The sequence below is a fragment of the Marinobacter sp. AL4B genome (assembly GCF_019916045.1).
Classification (GTDB): Bacteria; Pseudomonadota; Gammaproteobacteria; order Pseudomonadales; family Oleiphilaceae; genus Marinobacter.
Genome location: NZ_JAILWZ010000009.1, coordinates 220,397 through 237,871, shown reverse-complemented (window position 1 = coordinate 237,871; position 17,475 = coordinate 220,397). Strand labels below are relative to the sequence as shown.

Here is a 17,475-nt window from a genome sequence, read left to right as displayed (position 1 = left end):
TCGGGCCCAATTATAAGCTGCGTTTGTCAGTCCTCCAATGGCGTTAGGTGTTCGGCGATTCAATCTGCTGTATTTGCTTAAAAACCTCTGCGGCTTCTGCAGAGAGCTCAGAATACGTTCGAATATCTCCGTTTCTTTGGGCTTTCATGGCCCTCTCGAGCAGTGTCGAGTATTGTTTTTTTAGCTTTTTAGCCGGATCTTTCTTGAAAAAGGGCAGCATAGACTTCTCCTCTAGTGTTCGATGGAAAGTGTATACGGCATGTTTGTAAGAACAGGTCATAACCGGCATGCCGCATTGAATATAGACAAGGAATGCGGAGTGCGCTTTAACCTATACTTTGAATAAATGCTGGTTGCTGACGCGGGGCGAATGATGAAAATATCACAATACATCTTGTATCTACTCCTTATAGGAGTTGGGTTTTGCGGCAACACCTACGGCGAGCGAACGGAGAGCGTGGTTCAGGGGAATGCAGGTTCGAGCCTAATCGCCGACAGCTATGGCGAATTTGATGAACCTTGGGCCATGACCTTTCTCCCGGATGGGCGGCTCCTTGTCACTGAAAAGTCAGGTGCTTTGTATCTCGTTCGCTTGAAAGACCGCAGCAAACTGCCCGTCCAAGGCGTGCCAGAGGTGGCCTATGGCGGGCAGGGCGGTTTGGGGGACGTTGTTCTTCATCCGAGCTATCCGGATAACCGCTGGATTTATCTGTCGTATGCGGAGCAGGGTTCCTGGCGGAAAAAAGGAGCCGTTGTTGCTCGAGCCGAGTTAAATGTCGAGGCAGACTCACCATCACTCGAAAACCTCGAAATCATCTGGCGACAAACTCTGAAGGTTTCCGGCGCAGGGCATTTCTCTCATCGGCTGGCCTTCGGGCCTGAAGGGCATTTGTTTATCACCTCGGGTGATCGGCAAAAGCTGGAGCCGGCTCAGCATTGGGATCAGAATCTGGGTAAGGTGATCCGGATTAATCCGGACGGCTCCATTCCAGAGGACAACCCGTTTCAGGATAAAGGAGAGCTCGCAAAATCCTTTTGGTCGCTCGGACATCGCAATGTGCTTGGCATTGCATTCGACAAACAAGGGCAGCTGTGGACCCACGAAATGGGCCCCAGACACGGCGACGAATTCAATCTGACAGTGGCTGGCGAGAATTACGGCTGGCCCCTGGTTTCTTGGGGGGATCATTACTCCGGCTTTCCCATTCCCGATCCTGACACGCGCCCTGAGTTCAAAGCGCCGGCGATTTACTGGGTGCCAACGGTAGCCCCTTCCGGGCTGGCGTTTTATTACGGTTCGATGTTCCCCGATTGGCAGGGCCAGGCTTTTGTGGGCGGTCTACGGTCAGAATCTCTGTTGCGGATCAGAATTGATGGTCAGGACCCCTCAGAGGCAGAGCGTTTCGCAATGGGTGAACGTATCCGAGAGGTGGAGATTGGGCCGGAAGGTGCATTATGGGTGCTGGAAGACGGAGTTGGTGGTCGCCTGCTGCGCCTCGTTTGCAAATGCTAGAATGTTCGCAAGCATCGGTCACTACAGGAGAAAATCATGATGAATACGGCCCCTGACCCTTACCCAGTTGGTACACCTGGCACGTCGTGGGGCGACGAGGAGCGTGCTGAGTGGCTGTCACAACAGTCCCGGCAGCGCAGCTATGAATCTGAAGTCTTGAGCGTCATCGAGCGCCTGAAATCGAACTTTGACGTAGAAGAGTACGGGTGCTTGGAGTATGGCTCTGATCGCTTTCCGCTGATGGCGATTCGCAGTCGCGACTGGAATGACGATCTGCCGGTTGTGCTGATCACGGGCGGAGTGCATGGCTATGAAACCAGCGGTGTGCATGGCGCACTGCAGTTTGTTGAGCAGTATGCTGCGGATTACGTGGATCGCGTGAACCTTTTAGTTGCACCGTGTGTCAGCCCTTGGGCATACGAGCGTATTCATCGTTGGAATGCAAACGCGGTTGATCCGAACCGCTCTTTCCACAACAACAGTCCTGCGGAGGAATCGGCGGCCCTTCTGCGCTTGGTAGCACCGATTCGCGATCGTGTGCTTTTGCACATGGACTTGCATGAGACGACTGATACCGACGAAACCGAGTTTCGTCCGGCGCTGGCTGCCCGGGACGGTAAGCCGTTTGAGCCGGGTGATATCCCCGACGGTTTCTATTTGGTAGACGACAGCGAGAGCCCCCGACCAGAGTTCCAGCAGGCCATCATAGAAGCAGTGGAGCGGGTTACGCATATTGCTCCTGCTGACGATAAAGGAGAAATCTTCGGCTCTGCCGTGGCTTCTCGAGGTGTTATCCAGTATCCGCTCAAGAAGCTTGGGCTGTGCGCCAGTGTCACTAATGCCCGATACCGAACCACGACCGAGGTTTATCCCGACAGCCCGCGGGCGACTCCGGAGCAATGCAATGCAGCACAGGTTGCTGCAGTGTGTGCGGGCATTGGCTACGCGCTCGTGAATCGATAAGAGAACGACGCTCAGGGAGAACAGCTATGAGCAAATTGGCTGATCAACACTGCGAGGCGTGCCGTAAAGGCACACCCAAGGTGACCGACGATGAGAAAGAGTTCTTGCACGGCGAAATCCCGGACTGGAGCCTTGTGGATGAGGAGGGCCAAGAGAAGCTCAAGAAGGTCTTCAAGTTCAAAAACTTCGCCCAAGCTCAGGCATTCGCTAATCAAGTAAGTGACCTGGCCGAAGCGGAAAACCACCATCCGGCTATTCTTCTGGAATACGGCAAAGTGACTGTCAGCTGGTGGACTCACGCTATCGGTGGCCTGCACCGAAATGATTTTATTATGGCAGTTAAAACTGACGCTGTATTTGCCGTTCCAGAGTAGCTTGCCTTCGGGTAGGCAGCGGTGCTGATCTTGGGCTAGCCTTGTTATGTGGCCGTTAGGCTGCGTAGTCTGTATCAACAAAGATGGCAATAAACGGAGATAGAGGAGAGCGGTATGAAGAAAAGCACAATGACATTATTGTCGGCTTTGCTGGTCGCACCGATGATAACGTTCGCCGGAAGCATGACTTCTGAAGCTCCGGCCGATGCGGAAGTTTACTTTGTACAGCCCAGCGATGGGGATACGGTTGGGCAAAATGTGAACGTGGTTTTTGGTCTTCGCAATATGGGCGTAGCACCAGCCGGTGTTGATAAAAAAAATACCGGGCATCACCACCTTTTAATTGATACCGATGTACCGGCTGATTTAAGTAAGCCGTTGCCGGCCACCGATAAGGTCAAGCACTTTGGCGGCGGCCAGACGGAAACCGAAATAGAGCTTGCCCCCGGTACTCATACCTTGCAGTTGTTATTGGGTAACCACGCCCACGTGCCTCATAGCACGCCGGTGGTATCCGACGTAATCACAATTACAGTTGAGTAGCACAAAACAGTGGTTGGCGGGTGTTTCAATGCACCTGCGCCACTGACCGTTTTTTGAGTAAATGAGCATGATGCCATAATGTCATGTTGGGCCTTTGTTTCAGGCTGAGGGAACGAGTTTGCCTGTGCCACGTGCTCCTTATTGGGTTAACAAAACACAATAAGGAGAACAAACGATGCCCTCCTGTTTCACATTTCTTCCTACTCGCTTTGCTCTGGCACCCATCGCCTTAGCGCTTGTTGTCACCGGTTGTATCGATTCCAGTTCTGATAAGGATCGTTCTGATAGGGGCGCGGAGCGTAGTAACTCGCCGGATCCGGCCTGCGACAATCCCGGCAACAGTCAGGCACCTCAGTGTGAACTGCCTAACCCTGTGCTGGTTTCTTGTGTGGATGGTTCGCCCCGAGAAGGTGGTCGCAGTTATTCCGTTGCTCTTAATTCAGCCAGTGGAGAAACCATCACCTTTCAGGTGCTTGAGCCCATGGGCGGTATTGATTGCGATGCCGGGCACCCGCTTGTTCTTGAAGGACATGGTTTCGGTGGATCACGAAAGACCAGTGGTTTTGAACGGTATCGCGAAGCGGGCTTTGCAGTGATTTCCATCGACCAGCGTGGCTTTGGGCAAAGCACGGGCACCGTGCGGGTCATGGACCCGGAGTTTGAAGGGCAAGATCTAGTGCAGATTCTTGATTGGGCGGAAACCAATCTGGATTACCTTCAGTTTCGCGATGAGGCCGACCTTCCCGACGCATTGAATCCGAATCTGGTAACCGGTGCCGTAGGTGGAAGCTACGGGGGCGGTTACCAATTTCTGCTTCATGGCCTGGATCCGAAACAACGGTTAGATGCCTTGGTGCCGGATATGACTTGGAACGACCTGCGGTACAGCTTGAATCCTGGAAATGTGATCAAAACAGGCTGGGATCTGGGGCTGGTCGGCATCGGTGAAAGCGGTTCTTACAGTAACGGAAACAGCGGCCTGGACCCGATCCTGAAAGAGACATTGGCGCAGGGCGCATCGCTGAATAGATTCCCCGAGGCGGGTCTGGATTTCATCTATTATCACAGTCCCGCCTATCGCTGTGCGGGTACATCGCTCTCTGTGTCAGAGGATGCAGACCTCGTTTCCTACCAGACGAACCCCCCGGCCTACGACGTGCCTCCGGCACCTTTCAATAATATCGATGTGCTGCTGACGCAGGGCATGAAAGACACGCTGTTTAACTTCAACGAAGCGTGGCGCAACTTCTCATGTTTGTCGGCGCAAACAGAAGGCGATATTCGGCTACTGACTCATCAGACTGGCCATGTGCTACCTGTCGAAGCACCGGATGAGGCGCAACCGGGCACTCACATTGACCCGACGGCGGGGTTGCTGGAAATTCCGGGCTTTCAGGGAGCGGCTGGCAAATTTCACTGCGGTAGCATTTCGATTGCCGATGCCACGTTGAATTGGCTGGAGCATCATCTGCTGGGTAAGCCGTTACCGGACTATTTTGACGGCACCGAATCCAATGTGTGTTTGTCGCTTGCGGATGATCAGTCGGTATTAGTTCCCATGAATGGCTTCCCCGCGCCCGCCAGTGAAGATCAGTTGCTGACCGGCCGCTATGCGATTGAGCGGGCGTTTGCGTCGGATTTGCCTGTGGCATCCGGATACGAGGCCGCTGCCACTGTAACCCAGCCGCCCCAGGCCATTATGCTGGGCAAAGTTGGCGAAGAAGGTGCCGTATTGGGTGGCATACCGACCATGCAACTGACGGTGTCGGATCTGACCGGAAAAACAGCATGTGATAACGAGATGGGCCCCTACGCTCCGGGCTGCGATCCGATTGTTTTTGTCGGCTTAGGTAAGCGCTCGGAAGGGGAAAGCCGCTGGGATCTGATTGACGACCAGGTGATGCCGGTACGCGGCTTGAAAGATCAGGCCGTTATTCAGATGGTCGGCGTGGCAGAGTCCTTGGAACCAGGCGATGAGCTGGCGTTGTTGGTAACCGGTTACCATTTACAGTACCCCGCTAGCTGGTCCCGGGATCCGTTGGTTCCCTTTGTCAACGTGTCGGGTACGGTACAGCTTCCGATGCTGGAAGGAACGTTGACCGACGCACTGTAAACGGTTTGTTCTGGAGCGGCCGACGTTGGCCGCTCCAGACTCCCTCGCGGGGCCGCGAATCAGTACGCGCCCTCACTGTAGATCAGCTCATAGCTGTGGCTGTAGATTTCCAGAATGTTTCCGAATGGATCTTCCATGTAAATCATGCGATAGGGTTTTTCGCCCGGATAGTAATAGCGTGGTTTCTCCATGCGGCGTTTGCCGCCAGCGGCCACGATGCGATCCGCGAGCTCCTCAACGTTCGGATCTTGCACGCAGAAGTGGAAAATGCCGGTCTTCCAGTACTCGAAGTTGTCTTCAGGGTTGGTTTGGTTTCTGAACTGAAACAGCTCTACACCAATTCGGTCGCCCGTGGATAGGTGCGCGATCCGGAAGCTTCCCCAGCCCTTTCCGAATACTTCTGTGCACATCTCACCGATGGCGCTATCGTCTTCTTCGATATCGGTTGGTTTCATAATCAGATACCAGCCCAGAACTTCCGTGTAGAACTTAACGGCTTGCTCCAGATCCGGTACGGATATGCCAATGTGTGAGAAATTTCTTGGGTAAACGTTGTTCATGTCTTGTCCTCCGCTTGTGAAACTAATGGCACGTTACATTCCGAATCTGATCACGTAAAATTATCGTTTGTCATAGTTTTTATTAAGGTTTTTGATGATCAATGTTCGGTGGTTGCGCAGTTTTTGCACGCTCGTTGAAGAGGAACATTTCACGCGCACGGCGGAGCGTCTCCACATGACTCAGTCAGGCGTAAGTCAGCATGTGCGTAAATTGGAGGAGCAGCTCGGCACAGAATTGCTGTTGCGACAAGGCAAGCAGTTTTCACTGTCGGGTGCAGGTGAACGGCTATACGCCGAAGCTCAGGGTGTTCTTCTCGCTTTGTCGAATTTGGAGCAGATTGCCTCAGAGGATCCACCTTATGAGGGCAGTGTCCGTATTATGTCGCCGGGGAGTGTGGGGCTTAAGTTATATCCTCAGGTGTTGGCCCTACAGCAGAAGCACTCTAAGCTCATCATCGATTACCGGTTTGCGCCAAACACCGATGTGGAGCAGGCAATCGCTGAATCTAACGTTGATATTGGGTTCATGACCACGAAATCCACATTGGCTGAGGTAACCTGTACACCCGTTGCTGAAGAGTCTCTGCTGTTGGTCACGCCGGCGGCCATTGAGCACCCCGAGTGGGAAACTTTGATGGCCCTTGGCTTTATTGATCATCCGGATGGCGGTCATCATGCGGACCTGCTACTCGGCGCGAACTACAGTGAGTTCCAGCACAGTAACTTGTTCATGAAGAAAGGGTTTTCTAACCAGATTGGATTGATTCTCGAGCCGGTGAGTAGGGGGCTGGGTTTTACCGTCTTGCCTGCCCATGCGGTCGAGGCATTTGCCAAGCCCGAGCTCATCAAAGTACATCAACTTGCCCGGCCGGTAAGGGAAACACTCTTCCTTTGCGCCCTTCGCCACAGACCTCTCCCAAAAAGAATGGAGACGGTCATAGCTGAAGCCAGGCGGTGGCTCTAAACAGAGATTCCTATCTATAAGTAAATCAATGCTCTTCGGTATTTTCTCGTACCTTCTTGGTTTGATTGGTCAGAGCGAGTCGGAATCTCCCTGTGTATCAGTGGCCCATTGAGGCATTCCAAGGTTTGCTTTTTACGCTAGTGTGGCCGGTGGGTGTTTTGAAAGTCTGGGATTTTTTTGCCGCGGCCCTCAGTATTCTGATCGTGCTTGTCTTGCTGTTTGTGGCTGGGAAAAATGATTTCGAGGTTTTTGGATTCAAACTTGCAAACTTTCCGGTAAAAATTCATGAAAAAAGTAATGCCGAACGCAAAACGGCGCATTGCGGCGGTTCAGCTTGAAGCAGAACTGGGCGATGTGTCTGTTAATCTGGAACGTGTTGAGCGGCTTGCCAAAGAGGCGTTAACGGCAGGGGCTGAAGTTGTGGCGCTTCCTGAGTTCTTTACCTCCCGCATCGCTTTTGACCAGCGTGTGCACGATGCCGTTTTGCCCCCTAACAATGAGGCGGTGGATTTGCTCGTAAGCCTGGCGAAACAGTATGGCTGCTGGATCGGTGGCTCCATGTTGATTGCGGAGGAAGCAGAGGTTTATAACCGCTACTACTTCGTCGAGCCTGACGGAGAGATACATACCCATGATAAAGATTTGCCCACCATGTGGGAAAACGCATTTTATGGCCCCGGTAAGGGTGACGGTGTATTTCAAACAAGTATGGGTGGCGTAGGCGCGGCTGTTTGTTGGGAATTGATTCGAAATCAAACTGCCAAGCGTTTGAAGAGCCGGGTTGGCTTGGTCATGAGTGGAACCCACTGGTGGACCCTTCCGTCGAATTGGGGCAGGCTGGTTAACCGAGGGTTGTCGGCGTTAGGGCAGTATAATCGATATCTGTCAGAGCAGGCCCCGAGTGAGCTGGCTAGGCGTATCGGAGCCCCGGTTGTTCAAGCCTCTCATTGCGGGTCGTTTTCGGGTGGATTCATGCTAACTCCTGGTTTTTCGGCGTCGGTGCCTTATGACACACACTATGTTGGGTGTACGCAAATTGTCGATGGGCAGGGCCGGATTCTGGCGCAACGCAGAACCAGCGAGGGGCCGGGCATTGTTGTATCTGAAGTGGATATCGGTTCCGTACCAGAAACAGAGGAAACTACGAATCGATTCTGGCTTCCTGACCATGCTTTGCTAATGAAGGCTTACTGGCACCAGCAGAATCTATGCGGGAAAAGCTACTATCGAAGGCAGGGAAGAGCTGCTGGAGTGCTTGCCGCTCAACGTTATGAGCAGTGCCATAGCCATAAATAGCCGTTGTTCTGCCGCTGCGGTCTAACTATCGAAAATGGAGTTCTGAATGAGAGTTTCTGTTCCTGCTTTGTTGTCATCGGTGTTTTTGCTTTCCGCCTGCTCAAGCTTTCAGCAAGGTGATGCCTTTGCACAGAGTTATGAGTGCGAGAGCGGAGAAGCGGTCCGGGTTAATTATCTGGCTCCCGATGCGGCTAAGGTTCATTACAAGGGTTCTAGCTACGAAATGGAAATCGCCACTTCTGCCAGCGGTGCACGATATATTGGTGGCGGAATCGAGTGGTGGGTGAAGGGCTCAGGGTCAGACTCTGAAGGGCTTTTACTGAAGCATCGGGCAGGTGGCAGTTCCGGCGACATCATTGACAGCTGCACGGCGCTTTAACGCCCCTTAAACAGAGAGCCTAGCAGTCCTCTCAAAAAGCCACGCGTCATTTCACGGCCCATGGTGCGCGCAATGCTTTTCGCCAGAGTTTCGAACACGCTCTGGCGGGATGAGCGCCGGGGGGATGCCGGCTTTTCGCTCGCCTTGGTGGGCGCTTCATATACGCGGTCTTTGTCGACAGCCGCCTGCTCTGCTTCTTTGGCTGCGTCTTCTGCGCGTTTTTGCAGTTTTTCGAAGGCCGATTCCCGGTCAATCACCTCATTGTAGCGAGCTCCAAACTCGCTTGTATCGAGAATGGCTTTTCGTTCTTTTGCTGTGGCAGGCCCTAGACGAGAAGAGGGCGGACGAATCAACGTTCGATCCACCATTGATGGCGTCCCTTTATTATCAAGGGTAGACACGAGCGCTTCGCCGACGCCGAGTTCGGTGATGACTTTCTCGGTATCGAGATCAGGGTTTTGTCGGAAGGTCGACGCAGCGGCTCGAACGGCTTTTTGATCGCGCGTCGTAAAGGCTCTCAGCGCATGCTGTACCCGATTGCCAAGTTGCCCCAATATTTTGTCGGGTATGTCGGTGGGGTTTTGGGAAACAAAATAGACACCAACGCCCTTGGATCGTATTAGGCGCACAACTTGTTCAACTTTTTGTGTCAGTGCTTTGGGCGCGTCGTCAAACAGCAGGTGAGCTTCGTCGAAAAAGAACACCAGTTTGGGTTTGTCGGGATCACCGACTTCGGGCAATTCTTCAAACAGTTCTGCGAGTAGCCAGAGCAGAGTGGTGGCGTACAGTCTTGGCCTTTCAATCAACTGGTTGGCCACCAGCAAATTGACGTGTCCGCGCCCAGAGGGATCGCAGCGCATTAGGTCGGCCAGCTCCAGTGCGGGCTCGCCAAAAAAATGATCGCCGCCTTGTTGTTCAAGTTGCAATAAGCGCCGTTGTATCGCACCGACCGAGGCTTTGCTGACATTGCCATAGAGCGCTGAGAGTTCTTTGGACTGTTCTGCCACAAAGGTCATCAGCGCCCGAAGATCCTTCAGGTCCAGTAAGGCCATGCCGTGATCATCGGCTAACTTGAAGGCAATGTTGATGACGCCTTCCTGAGTGTCGTTAAGTTCAAGCAGGCGTGACAACAACAAGGGGCCCATATCGGAAATCGTGGCCCGCATAGGGTGGCCTTGTATGCCTAAAACATCCCAGAACACGGTGGGAAAACCGTCGAATGCGTAGGGCTTAAGGCCCACCTGCTCAGCGCGTTTGGTCAGAAATGGTTTCGTGGTGCCCGGTTGTGAAATGCCTGAAAGGTCGCCTTTTACATCGGCCATAAACACCGGCACGCCTTGGGCTGAAAAGCCTTCGGCAAGGACCTGTAAGGTGACGGTTTTGCCGGTGCCCGTGGCCCCTGCGATCAGGCCATGGCGGTTGGCGCGGCGCAGCAGTAAACTCTGGGTATGGCTGCCTTTGCCGATGAAAACGGAATCTTCAGACACTGAACACACCTCTGTTTGTTATTAGGGTAGGCTGTGCAGGCACAATACCCTGTCTGCTTAGGCTGATTTTTCAGGTTGTGCGAGACATATTCAGTATGGTCCATTAATTGCCCAAAGCGTAATTGGAATAAATCTCTGGAGATGTATGACTGTTCCTCTCGAAAAAACGCCCGCTTCAGAGGTGTCTTGCTCAAACTGCAAGGCTTGCTGTTGCCGATTGGAAGTCATGATCATCAGCGATACGGGTGTCCCTGAAAGACACATTTCCTACGATGAATGGGGAGGGGAAACCATGAGGCGTTTAGACGACGGCTGGTGCTCCGCTTTGGATCGGGAAACGTTTATGTGCACGATCTACGAGAACCGACCCTGGATCTGTCGAGAGTTCGAAATGGGCTCTTACGAATGCCGGGAAGAGCGGGTTGCTTTGATCGACATAGCTCAAATTGACAGCTAGACCAAAGGCACTAGTTGTAGAGGGTTTTTCCGGTTGCTGTTAGGGTGAGGTATCACGTTGGGCTTACCTTGGCCCGTATACAAAGGAGAGCACCATGAAAACGTTTCGCATACTCGCGGCTGTTGCCGTTATGTTGGTTAGTTCACTGGCTGTTGCGGCAGAGGGGTTAGTCGCATTGAAAAGCCCTTACAGTGCCGAAGAAACGATGGACCGGTTGGAAGCAGAAGTTAAGGCGCGCAGCTTGAATGTCTTTTCGCGAATTGATCACGCTGCCGGAGCCCAAAAAGTTGGCAAGTCGTTGCGTGCTACCGAGGTGCTGGCGTTTGGGAATCCCAAGGGAGGCACACCGTTTATGGCGTGTGCACAGACGGTAGGCATTGATCTCCCGTTGAAGGCGCTGGTCTGGGAGGACGAATCGTCTCAAGTATGGCTTGGTTACAACGATCCCGCTTTTATTGCCGAGCGTCACGGCGCTTCGGATTGTGGAGTAGTCCCTAAATTGCAGAAAGCTTTGTTCGGAATTGCCGAGGCCACGGTCGCCCGTTGAGTTGTTGTTAAGAGCGCTCTCCAGCGCGGATTTAATTAAGAATTATTGTTTACAGATTAAGGGGACAGATGATGAGCGATCCTACCTATACGCCACCAAAAGTGTGGAAGTGGCATCAGGAGGGTGAAAGTAAGTTCTCGAGTATTAATCGCCCGGTTGCAGGCCCTACTCATGACAAAGAGTTGCCCGTGGGTGAGCATCCTTTTCAGCTTTACTCGCTGGCAACCCCGAATGGGGTGAAAGCGACCATTATGTTCGAGGAGTTGCTTGAGCTGGGGATTCAGGAAGCCGAATACGATGCATGGATTGTTAACATCATGGAAGGTGATCAGTTTAGTAGTGGCTTCGTAGGTGTGAATCCCAACTCCAAAATCCCGGCGTTGATGGATCGCAGCGTACAGCCGGCTGTACGAGTGTTTGAGTCTGGCTCAATCCTTCTTTATCTGGCTGAAAAATTCGACCAGTTTTTATCGAAAGATCCCGCCAAACGCACGGAAACTATGAACTGGCTGTTCTGGCAAATGGGCAGTGCGCCTTTCCTGGGAGGCGGTTTCGGGCATTTCTATGCGTATGCGCCAGAAAAGTATGAGTACCCTATCAACCGTTACGCGATGGAAGTAAAGCGACAGCTTGACGTGCTGGATCGTCAGCTGGCGGACAATCGTTATATTGCCGGTGATGAATACAGTATTGCCGACATGGCTATCTGGCCATGGTATGGCGCACTGGTGAAAAACATGGTGTACGAAGCAGCTGAGTTTCTGGAAACGCACACATACACCAATGTGGTGCGTTGGACGGAAGAAGTCGCACAGCGCCCCGCGGTAAGGCGGGGGCGGATGGTTAATAAGGCTTGGGGCGATTTGTCGTCACAGCTGCATGAGCGCCATGACGCAAGCGATTTTGAACTTCGAACCCAGGACAAACTCAAGTCCGGCGAATAACGAAAGCGGCGTGCCGCTTTCGTGCTCGTTTAAAAGCCTTTGGCTGAAGACGTGCTGCGCCTTGCATCGGCACCACCATAGAGCGTGCCGTCTTCACCAACCATAATGCTTTGAATCGCCCCCATAGCGGTGTTGGTGGTCACCGTGTGGCCTTTGGCTTCAAGTAGGCTAATGGTGTCGGGGCTGATGCCTTGCTCGATGCGGATTTCATCCGGGAGCCATTGGTGATGAATGCGTGGTGCGTTCACGGCGGTCTGGATGTTCATCTTGTGGTCGATCACGTTCATCAGCACTTGCAGGGTTGTGGTAATGATGCGGGAGCCACCCGGGCTTCCGGTGACCAGATGGTTTTTGTTGCCTTTGCGGACAATGGTGGGCGACATGGAGCTGAGCATGCGTTTTCCGGGTTCCACCTTATTGGCTTCGCCGCCGATCAGGCCGTAGGCGTTCGGCACGCCGGGCTTGGCGCTGAAGTCGTCCATTTCGTTATTCAGCAGGAACCCTGCGCCTTCCACCGTAATGCCTGAGCCGTAACTGAAGTTGATGGTGTAGGTGTTAGATACCGCGTTGCCCCAGCGATCTACGACCGAGAAGTGAGTGGTTTCCGGACTTTCCCAGCTAGCGGGTTTGCCGTGCTGGATTTCACTGGAAGGTCGGGCTTTGTCTGATGAAATGTTTTTTCTCAACTCAGTCGCGTATTTCTTGCTGGTCAGTCCGCTAAGGGGGACTTTAACAAAGTCTGTGTCGCCAAGGTATTGGGCGCGGTCTGCATAGGCCAGTTTCATGGCTTCGGCCATGTGATGAAGGGTGGCGGCCGAATTGTGGCCCATATCGCCGATTGGGTAATTTTCTAGAATGTTCAGAATCTGCACGATGTGGGTGCCCCCGGAAGAGGGCGGTGACATAGAGAAAATATCGTAGCCGCGGTAAGTGCCATGCACGGGTTGGCGAATGGCCGGCTGGTAATTTTTCAGATCATCCAGAGTGATCAGGCCGTCGTTGCGCTGCATCTCTGCAACGATCAGACGTGCTGTCTCCCCTTCGTAAAACCCTTCAATCCCGTTATCGGCGATGCGCTGAAGTGTGGCCGCCAGTTCGGGTTGCTTGAATAGGTCGCCGGGCTGAGGCGCGGAGCCGTCCTCCTTGTAGAACGTCGCGTTGGTGGCTGGCCAACGTTTTAGCCGGTTGGTGGCTCGCTCCAGTCCGATCGTAAATCGATGCGGGACAATGAATCCGTCTTTCGCCAAGCGGATAGCCGGGGCAAGAGCTTCGGTCAACGAGATTGACCCGTGGCGCTCCAGAGCGAGGGCCAATCCAGCGACTGTGCCCGGAACGCCCGCCGCCAGATGGCTGAACCTGCTGCGTTCCTTCACCACGTTGCCGTCGCTGTCTTGGAACATGGCTTCGGTTGCGGCGGCGGGGGCGGTTTCACGATAATCAATCGCTTCCGGCGCTTTGCCATCACCTGGCGAGTACAGCAGGAAACCGCCACCGCCAATGTTGCCGGATCTCGGTTGGGTGACGGCAAGGGCGAAGCCTGCGGTTACCGCCGCATCCACCGCATTGCCGCCATTCTTCAGTACATCCAGCGCCACATCGGTCGCGAGTGTGTGGCTGGTGGCAACCATGCCTAGGCTGCCTTGAGTAGGATGGAATCGTTCGCCTTCCAGAATGGCTTGGTTGCTGGCAAGCGTAGAAAATGACATCACACTTAGCAGCATTGATGCTGTCAGGCTCCATAGGAGCCTTGAGCGAAGTTTAATGTCGAGGCTTTGGTGGCTGTCGTGCATGGGGAACCCTCATTTTCGGCGGTTACATACGCTATCATAGCTGACCATTTTTATGGGTGCGTGGTGCTAGTTCCTTGTCCCTGCGTCCAACACACAACAATGACCCGCCTATTCACCAATTGCATTATTCGGGTCGAGATCGACAATTATTGATCCTTCAGAATATTTCAGAAATTTTTTCGTTTTCCTGCATCCAGAATGCGTTCTGAATTGTAGTACCGGTTAGCAGTAGGGCATTGACTATTGTGCAAATCGGAACTTATAACCAAATAGGAAAACGACTATGAAAAATCAATATTTTGTAAGAGGTCTGCAAGTGACCGCGGTATCCATGTTGATGGCGGCAACGAGTCAATCGTACGCGGGTGATTTTTCACAAAGCAACCTGCCAACCGAGGTACAGGTTCCAGCGGGCAATATCGTAGCCATGCACACCTCGGCGAAAGGAAACATCACTTGGGAGTGCAAAACTGGCGAGCAGAATATGAAAGAAGCCAGATGGGCCTTCGCAGGTCCACGCGCTATTTTGAGTGATAAAGACGGACTGCATTCTGTGTCTTATTTTGGGCCTCCTGCGACGTGGGAGTCATTAGACGGCTCTTCAGTCACCGGAACACAATTAGCAGTAGCACCTTCTTCAAAAGGCAGCATACCTATGCAGTTGGTGAAAGCTAATGCATCAACCCGGCCTGGAGCTTTAGAAGGTGTAACCTATATTCAGCGTATTAATTTACAAGGTGGTGCGGCCCCGGAAGCAGGCTGTAACGTCGATAAAATTGGCCACAAAGTTGTCGTGAACTATTCTGGCGACTATCTGTTCTGGAAAGCTAAATAACCTCTTTACGCCCAGCCATTACATGAGGCTTTAGCCTTGTGTTCTTAATGACTTGAAAAGCCTGGTCTTGTACGCTGGGCTTTTTCATTAGGAAGAACTGCGTGCCACCATCAACAGCTTTTGATTATGAGCGTGTTCTGAAAAACTGTGCAGAAGGTAACCGGCACGCTTTAATGCAACTCTATGCTCAGGAAGCACCGAGATTGCTCGCAGTTGTGATGCGAATTCTGCAAAACCGCCCTTTGGCGGAAGATGTGGTCCATGATGCCTTCATCAAAATCTGGCAAAGTGCTCATAGTTACAATGCCAGCCTTGGCTCGGCCCGTGGTTGGATTTATACGCTGACTCGAAACCTGGCGCTGAATGCACTGAAATACAGCAAGCGAAAAGTTCTTGCTGAACCCAACTTTTTACTCGACCTCTGCGACAAAAAAGCCATAGAGGCAGAGCACCAGCCTGATCATCTTTTCGAACTCGCTGAAGATCACCTCGGGCAGGCGGCCCTTCATAAATGCTTAGACCGGCTAGAGCCAGAGCGTAAGCTCTGTGTTTTACATGCTTATGTAGATGGTTATACACAAGACGAAATAGCCAGCTTGCTTGATAAACCTCTTGGTACGGTAAAGTCTTGGATTAAGCGCAGCCTGAATGCCTTAAAGGAGTGTTTGCAATGAATAATCATGAAAACAAGACTCCTGAAACGGATAACTCTTTGGCCGGGCAATATGTGCTTGGAACGTTAAGTGCGGATGAGCGTGCTGCTTTTGAAAGCCGATTGGCCGGAAGCATAGAACTACAAAAGCAGGTGAATCAGTGGCAAGAACATTTTTTATCGATTACGGATCAATTAGAACCTGTTCCCGCCCCTCAGCCGCTGTCTGCTCGTATTGAGCGAAGTCTTGACGCAATGGCTCAGAGTCAGAGAGCAAGCGCGGCCCCTAAGACGGAGCGAAGCACTTCATTCTGGAGCAACCTGTCTTTGTGGCGAGGGCTGTCTGCAGCTTGCCTATTACTGGCTGTCGTGCTCGGGCTTCAACTGCGAACCTTGGAACCAGCCACGGGCGGACCAGACTTTATCGCAGTCTTGGTCGCGCCTGAAGACAGAACGCCTAGCTGGGTGATTCAAGCAAGTCATGCCAGCCAGATTCAGCTCGTACCTCTGGCTGCGATAGACATTCCAGACGGCAAAGCGCTTCAGTTCTGGACCAAAGCAGAAGGTTGGGAGGCGCCAGTCTCTTTAGGATTGGTCAGGAAAGGTGAACCGTTAAAAGTTGCTATCGATCAATTGCCTCCGCTCATCGAAGACCAGCTGTTTGAATTTACGGTGGAGCAAGCGTCAGGCTCTCCTACCGGAAAGCCAACCGGGCCGATTCAATCAATCGGGCGCACTGTGATAATGCTATGAATAACTCATTGATGTGTACTGGTACGCGGTTAGGCCCTCAAGAAAACCTCTAAGTTGAACCGGGTGGTGGTTGTGGTGGCTTTGAACACGTTTTCCGTGCTTATCACAAACGCTACCCCGTTCGTGCCTGGCAAACTTAGGAAAGTGACGCCGAGCTTCTTGGCATTGATGCTGTCAGGCTCCACAGGAGCCTTGAGCGAAGTTTAATGTCGAGGCTGTGGTAACTGTCGTGCGTGGGGAATCCTCGTTTCTGGCGGCCATATGCGCTATCATAGCTGGTCATTTTTATAGGTGCGTGTTGATAGTTCCTCGTGTGTCATCGCTGGTGGTTTTCTAACGCATTCGCTTTCCCCGGATTTTAGTTAAGGAATGGCTTAATGGAGCATACCTATCGTCTTGTTATTTCTTGTCCGGACAGGACGGGAATAGTTGCCAAGGTGAGTAATTTTCTGTCCACCTATAACGGCTGGATTACCGAGGCGAGTCACCATTCAGATACCCAGTCTGGTTGGTTCTTTATGCGGCACCAGATCAAAGCTGAATCAATTCCCTTCGGATTGGACCAGTTCCGCGCCGCATTTGAGCCGATTGCTCGTGAGTTTAATATGCGCTGGCATATTGCCGATTCGGCGCGCCCGAAGCGTGTGGTGCTGATGTGCAGCAAGGAATCCCATTGCTTGGCAGATCTCCTTCATCGCTGGCACAGCAAAGAGTTGAATGCCGAAATGGCGGCCGTGATTTCCAATCATGATGATTTACGTCGCATGGTGGAATGGCATGACATTCCGTATCACCACGTTCCAGTGAGCAAGGAAAATAAAGCTGAAGCCTTTGGCCAGATTGAAGAGCTGCTCGATAAGTACGAAGCTGATGTCATTGTTTTGGCTCGCTATATGCAGATACTGCCAGCGGACTTATGTGAGAAGTACGCGGGTAAGGTGATTAACATTCACCACAGTTTCCTGCCCTCGTTCGCCGGAGCTCGGCCATACCACCAGGCATACAGTCGCGGTGTGAAACTGATCGGCGCAACCTGTCATTATGTGACTCAGGATCTGGACGAAGGTCCGATCATTGAGCAGGACGTGATTCGTATCAGTCACCGGGATTCGATTGAGGACATGGTCCGTCTGGGTAAAGACGTCGAAAAGAACGTTTTGGCTCGAGGTCTTCGTTCGCACGTTGAAGATCGCGTGATTACCTACGAAAACAAGACGGTAGTGTTTGATTAACAAGTCGCTACGGCTACCCCGGGTCTGTTGGGACTATGGTATGCTGGGCGGCTTGATGAAGAATAAAGACGAG

General features: G+C 52.5%; 20 protein-coding genes. 16 read left to right on the top strand and 4 right to left on the bottom strand.

Translation table 11 applies throughout. The annotated features are described in order from the left end of the window. Positions 1 to 43 precede the first annotated feature (43 nt). Positions 44 to 220 carry a DUF6435 family protein gene (locus K5L82_RS01685; RefSeq protein WP_223132933.1) on the bottom strand — a complete coding sequence of 59 codons (177 nt, stop codon included), beginning with the start codon at positions 218 to 220 and terminating at the stop codon, positions 44 to 46. A gap of 153 nt (positions 221 to 373) precedes the next feature. Between K5L82_RS01685 and K5L82_RS01680 the strand changes: the two genes are divergently transcribed. From K5L82_RS01680 to K5L82_RS01660, 5 genes are all read left to right on the top strand, one after another. After that, positions 374 to 1,513, top strand: coding sequence for a PQQ-dependent sugar dehydrogenase (locus tag K5L82_RS01680; protein WP_262492461.1), 1,140 nt, complete (start codon positions 374 to 376; stop codon positions 1,511 to 1,513). 36 nt (positions 1,514 to 1,549) lie between these two features. Further along, entirely contained in the window at positions 1,550 to 2,476 is a 927-nt protein-coding gene (locus K5L82_RS01675; protein WP_262492460.1) for a M14 family metallocarboxypeptidase, read from the top strand. A 26-nt stretch (positions 2,477 to 2,502) separates the two neighbouring features. Beyond that, complete coding sequence (locus tag K5L82_RS01670; protein WP_223132931.1) at positions 2,503 to 2,850, top strand: 4a-hydroxytetrahydrobiopterin dehydratase; 348 nt, start codon at positions 2,503 to 2,505, stop codon at positions 2,848 to 2,850. 114 nt (positions 2,851 to 2,964) lie between these two features. Continuing rightward, positions 2,965 to 3,393: a DUF4399 domain-containing protein gene (locus K5L82_RS01665; RefSeq protein WP_223132930.1), complete on the top strand. Its 429-nt coding sequence runs from the start codon at positions 2,965 to 2,967 to the stop codon at positions 3,391 to 3,393. Between the two features lie 175 nt (positions 3,394 to 3,568). Beyond that, positions 3,569 to 5,506 (top strand): CocE/NonD family hydrolase, encoded by a 1,938-nt coding sequence (locus K5L82_RS01660; RefSeq protein ID WP_223132929.1) that lies wholly within the window; start codon positions 3,569 to 3,571, stop codon positions 5,504 to 5,506. Between the two features lie 59 nt (positions 5,507 to 5,565). On the opposite strand, the gene K5L82_RS01655 is transcribed toward K5L82_RS01660, so the two are convergent. Further along, positions 5,566 to 6,066: a lactoylglutathione lyase family protein gene (locus K5L82_RS01655; RefSeq protein WP_133005240.1), complete on the bottom strand. Its 501-nt coding sequence runs from the start codon at positions 6,064 to 6,066 to the stop codon at positions 5,566 to 5,568. A gap of 94 nt (positions 6,067 to 6,160) precedes the next feature. On the opposite strand from K5L82_RS01655, the gene K5L82_RS01650 reads away from it, so the two are divergent. The 4 genes from K5L82_RS01650 (at position 6,161) to K5L82_RS01635 (ending at position 8,705) form a co-directional block, all read left to right on the top strand. Further along, the gene (locus tag K5L82_RS01650) at positions 6,161 to 7,030 is read left to right on the top strand and encodes a LysR family transcriptional regulator (protein ID WP_223132928.1); all 870 of its coding nucleotides are present in this window, start codon (positions 6,161 to 6,163) and stop codon (positions 7,028 to 7,030) included. Between the two features lie 92 nt (positions 7,031 to 7,122). Further along, positions 7,123 to 7,368, top strand: coding sequence for a hypothetical protein (locus K5L82_RS01645; protein WP_223132927.1), 246 nt, complete (start codon positions 7,123 to 7,125; stop codon positions 7,366 to 7,368). After that, positions 7,316 to 8,326: a carbon-nitrogen hydrolase family protein gene (locus tag K5L82_RS01640; RefSeq protein WP_223132926.1), complete on the top strand. Its 1,011-nt coding sequence runs from the start codon at positions 7,316 to 7,318 to the stop codon at positions 8,324 to 8,326. The genes K5L82_RS01645 and K5L82_RS01640 overlap by 53 nt, the downstream gene beginning before the upstream one ends. A 46-nt stretch (positions 8,327 to 8,372) precedes the next feature. Then, positions 8,373 to 8,705 (top strand): MliC family protein, encoded by a 333-nt coding sequence (locus tag K5L82_RS01635; RefSeq protein WP_223132925.1) that lies wholly within the window; start codon positions 8,373 to 8,375, stop codon positions 8,703 to 8,705. Here the strand turns inward: K5L82_RS01635 and K5L82_RS01630 are convergent. Further along, positions 8,702 to 10,192: a helicase HerA-like domain-containing protein gene (locus tag K5L82_RS01630; protein WP_223132924.1), complete on the bottom strand. Its 1,491-nt coding sequence runs from the start codon at positions 10,190 to 10,192 to the stop codon at positions 8,702 to 8,704. The genes K5L82_RS01635 and K5L82_RS01630 overlap by 4 nt on opposite strands. 145 nt (positions 10,193 to 10,337) lie before the next feature. Here K5L82_RS01630 and K5L82_RS01625 point away from each other — a divergent pair, with 145 nt between their 5' ends. The 3 genes from K5L82_RS01625 to yghU all read left to right on the top strand — a co-directional run bounded on the left by K5L82_RS01625 (position 10,338) and on the right by yghU (position 12,140). Next, positions 10,338 to 10,649, top strand: a complete 312-nt coding sequence (locus tag K5L82_RS01625) for a YkgJ family cysteine cluster protein (protein ID WP_133005244.1) — start codon at positions 10,338 to 10,340, stop codon at positions 10,647 to 10,649. 94 nt (positions 10,650 to 10,743) lie between these two features. After that, entirely contained in the window at positions 10,744 to 11,196 is a 453-nt protein-coding gene (locus tag K5L82_RS01620; RefSeq protein WP_223132923.1) for a DUF302 domain-containing protein, read from the top strand. A gap of 71 nt (positions 11,197 to 11,267) precedes the next feature. Beyond that, complete coding sequence (gene yghU / locus K5L82_RS01615) at positions 11,268 to 12,140, top strand: glutathione-dependent disulfide-bond oxidoreductase (protein ID WP_133007531.1); 873 nt, start codon at positions 11,268 to 11,270, stop codon at positions 12,138 to 12,140. A 29-nt stretch (positions 12,141 to 12,169) separates the two neighbouring features. Here the strand turns inward: yghU and ggt are convergent, their stop codons facing one another. Next, entirely contained in the window at positions 12,170 to 13,861 is a 1,692-nt protein-coding gene (gene ggt / locus K5L82_RS01610) for a gamma-glutamyltransferase (RefSeq protein WP_262492475.1), read from the bottom strand. A gap of 352 nt (positions 13,862 to 14,213) precedes the next feature. On the opposite strand from ggt, the gene K5L82_RS01605 reads away from it, so the two are divergent. The 4 genes from K5L82_RS01605 (at position 14,214) to purU (ending at position 17,402) form a co-directional block, all read left to right on the top strand. Further along, positions 14,214 to 14,765 (top strand): DUF3455 domain-containing protein, encoded by a 552-nt coding sequence (locus K5L82_RS01605; protein WP_223132921.1) that lies wholly within the window; start codon positions 14,214 to 14,216, stop codon positions 14,763 to 14,765. A gap of 173 nt (positions 14,766 to 14,938) precedes the next feature. Next, entirely contained in the window at positions 14,939 to 15,439 is a 501-nt protein-coding gene (locus K5L82_RS01600; RefSeq protein ID WP_223132920.1) for a sigma-70 family RNA polymerase sigma factor, read from the top strand. Beyond that, complete coding sequence (locus K5L82_RS01595) at positions 15,436 to 16,170, top strand: anti-sigma factor domain-containing protein (protein WP_223132919.1); 735 nt, start codon at positions 15,436 to 15,438, stop codon at positions 16,168 to 16,170. The genes K5L82_RS01600 and K5L82_RS01595 overlap by 4 nt, the downstream gene beginning before the upstream one ends. Before the next feature lie 377 nt (positions 16,171 to 16,547). After that, positions 16,548 to 17,402 (top strand): formyltetrahydrofolate deformylase, encoded by an 855-nt coding sequence (gene purU / locus K5L82_RS01590; RefSeq protein WP_133005249.1) that lies wholly within the window; start codon positions 16,548 to 16,550, stop codon positions 17,400 to 17,402. Positions 17,403 to 17,475: the final 73 nt, after the last annotated feature.

Excerpts from the sequence above, each read along its gene's own strand:
- K5L82_RS01685 (WP_223132933.1), bottom strand. The coding sequence starts at position 220 with ATGCTGCCCTTTTTCAAGAAAGATCCGGCTAAAAAGCTAAAAAAACAA.
- K5L82_RS01680 (WP_262492461.1), top strand. The coding sequence starts at position 374 with ATGAAAATATCACAATACATCTTGTATCTACTCCTTATAGGAGTTGGG.
- K5L82_RS01675 (WP_262492460.1), top strand. The coding sequence starts at position 1,550 with ATGATGAATACGGCCCCTGACCCTTACCCAGTTGGTACACCTGGCACG.
- K5L82_RS01670 (WP_223132931.1), top strand. The coding sequence starts at position 2,503 with ATGAGCAAATTGGCTGATCAACACTGCGAGGCGTGCCGTAAAGGCACA.
- K5L82_RS01665 (WP_223132930.1), top strand. The coding sequence starts at position 2,965 with ATGAAGAAAAGCACAATGACATTATTGTCGGCTTTGCTGGTCGCACCG.
- K5L82_RS01660 (WP_223132929.1), top strand. The coding sequence starts at position 3,569 with ATGCCCTCCTGTTTCACATTTCTTCCTACTCGCTTTGCTCTGGCACCC.
- K5L82_RS01655 (WP_133005240.1), bottom strand. The coding sequence starts at position 6,066 with ATGAACAACGTTTACCCAAGAAATTTCTCACACATTGGCATATCCGTA.
- K5L82_RS01650 (WP_223132928.1), top strand. The coding sequence starts at position 6,161 with ATGATCAATGTTCGGTGGTTGCGCAGTTTTTGCACGCTCGTTGAAGAG.
- K5L82_RS01640 (WP_223132926.1), top strand. The coding sequence starts at position 7,316 with ATGAAAAAAGTAATGCCGAACGCAAAACGGCGCATTGCGGCGGTTCAG.
- K5L82_RS01635 (WP_223132925.1), top strand. The coding sequence starts at position 8,373 with ATGAGAGTTTCTGTTCCTGCTTTGTTGTCATCGGTGTTTTTGCTTTCC.
- K5L82_RS01625 (WP_133005244.1), top strand. The coding sequence starts at position 10,338 with ATGACTGTTCCTCTCGAAAAAACGCCCGCTTCAGAGGTGTCTTGCTCA.
- K5L82_RS01620 (WP_223132923.1), top strand. The coding sequence starts at position 10,744 with ATGAAAACGTTTCGCATACTCGCGGCTGTTGCCGTTATGTTGGTTAGT.
- yghU (WP_133007531.1), top strand. The coding sequence starts at position 11,268 with ATGAGCGATCCTACCTATACGCCACCAAAAGTGTGGAAGTGGCATCAG.
- ggt (WP_262492475.1), bottom strand. The coding sequence starts at position 13,861 with ATGCTGCTAAGTGTGATGTCATTTTCTACGCTTGCCAGCAACCAAGCC.
- K5L82_RS01605 (WP_223132921.1), top strand. The coding sequence starts at position 14,214 with ATGAAAAATCAATATTTTGTAAGAGGTCTGCAAGTGACCGCGGTATCC.
- K5L82_RS01600 (WP_223132920.1), top strand. The coding sequence starts at position 14,939 with ATGCAACTCTATGCTCAGGAAGCACCGAGATTGCTCGCAGTTGTGATG.
- K5L82_RS01595 (WP_223132919.1), top strand. The coding sequence starts at position 15,436 with ATGAATAATCATGAAAACAAGACTCCTGAAACGGATAACTCTTTGGCC.
- purU (WP_133005249.1), top strand. The coding sequence starts at position 16,548 with ATGGAGCATACCTATCGTCTTGTTATTTCTTGTCCGGACAGGACGGGA.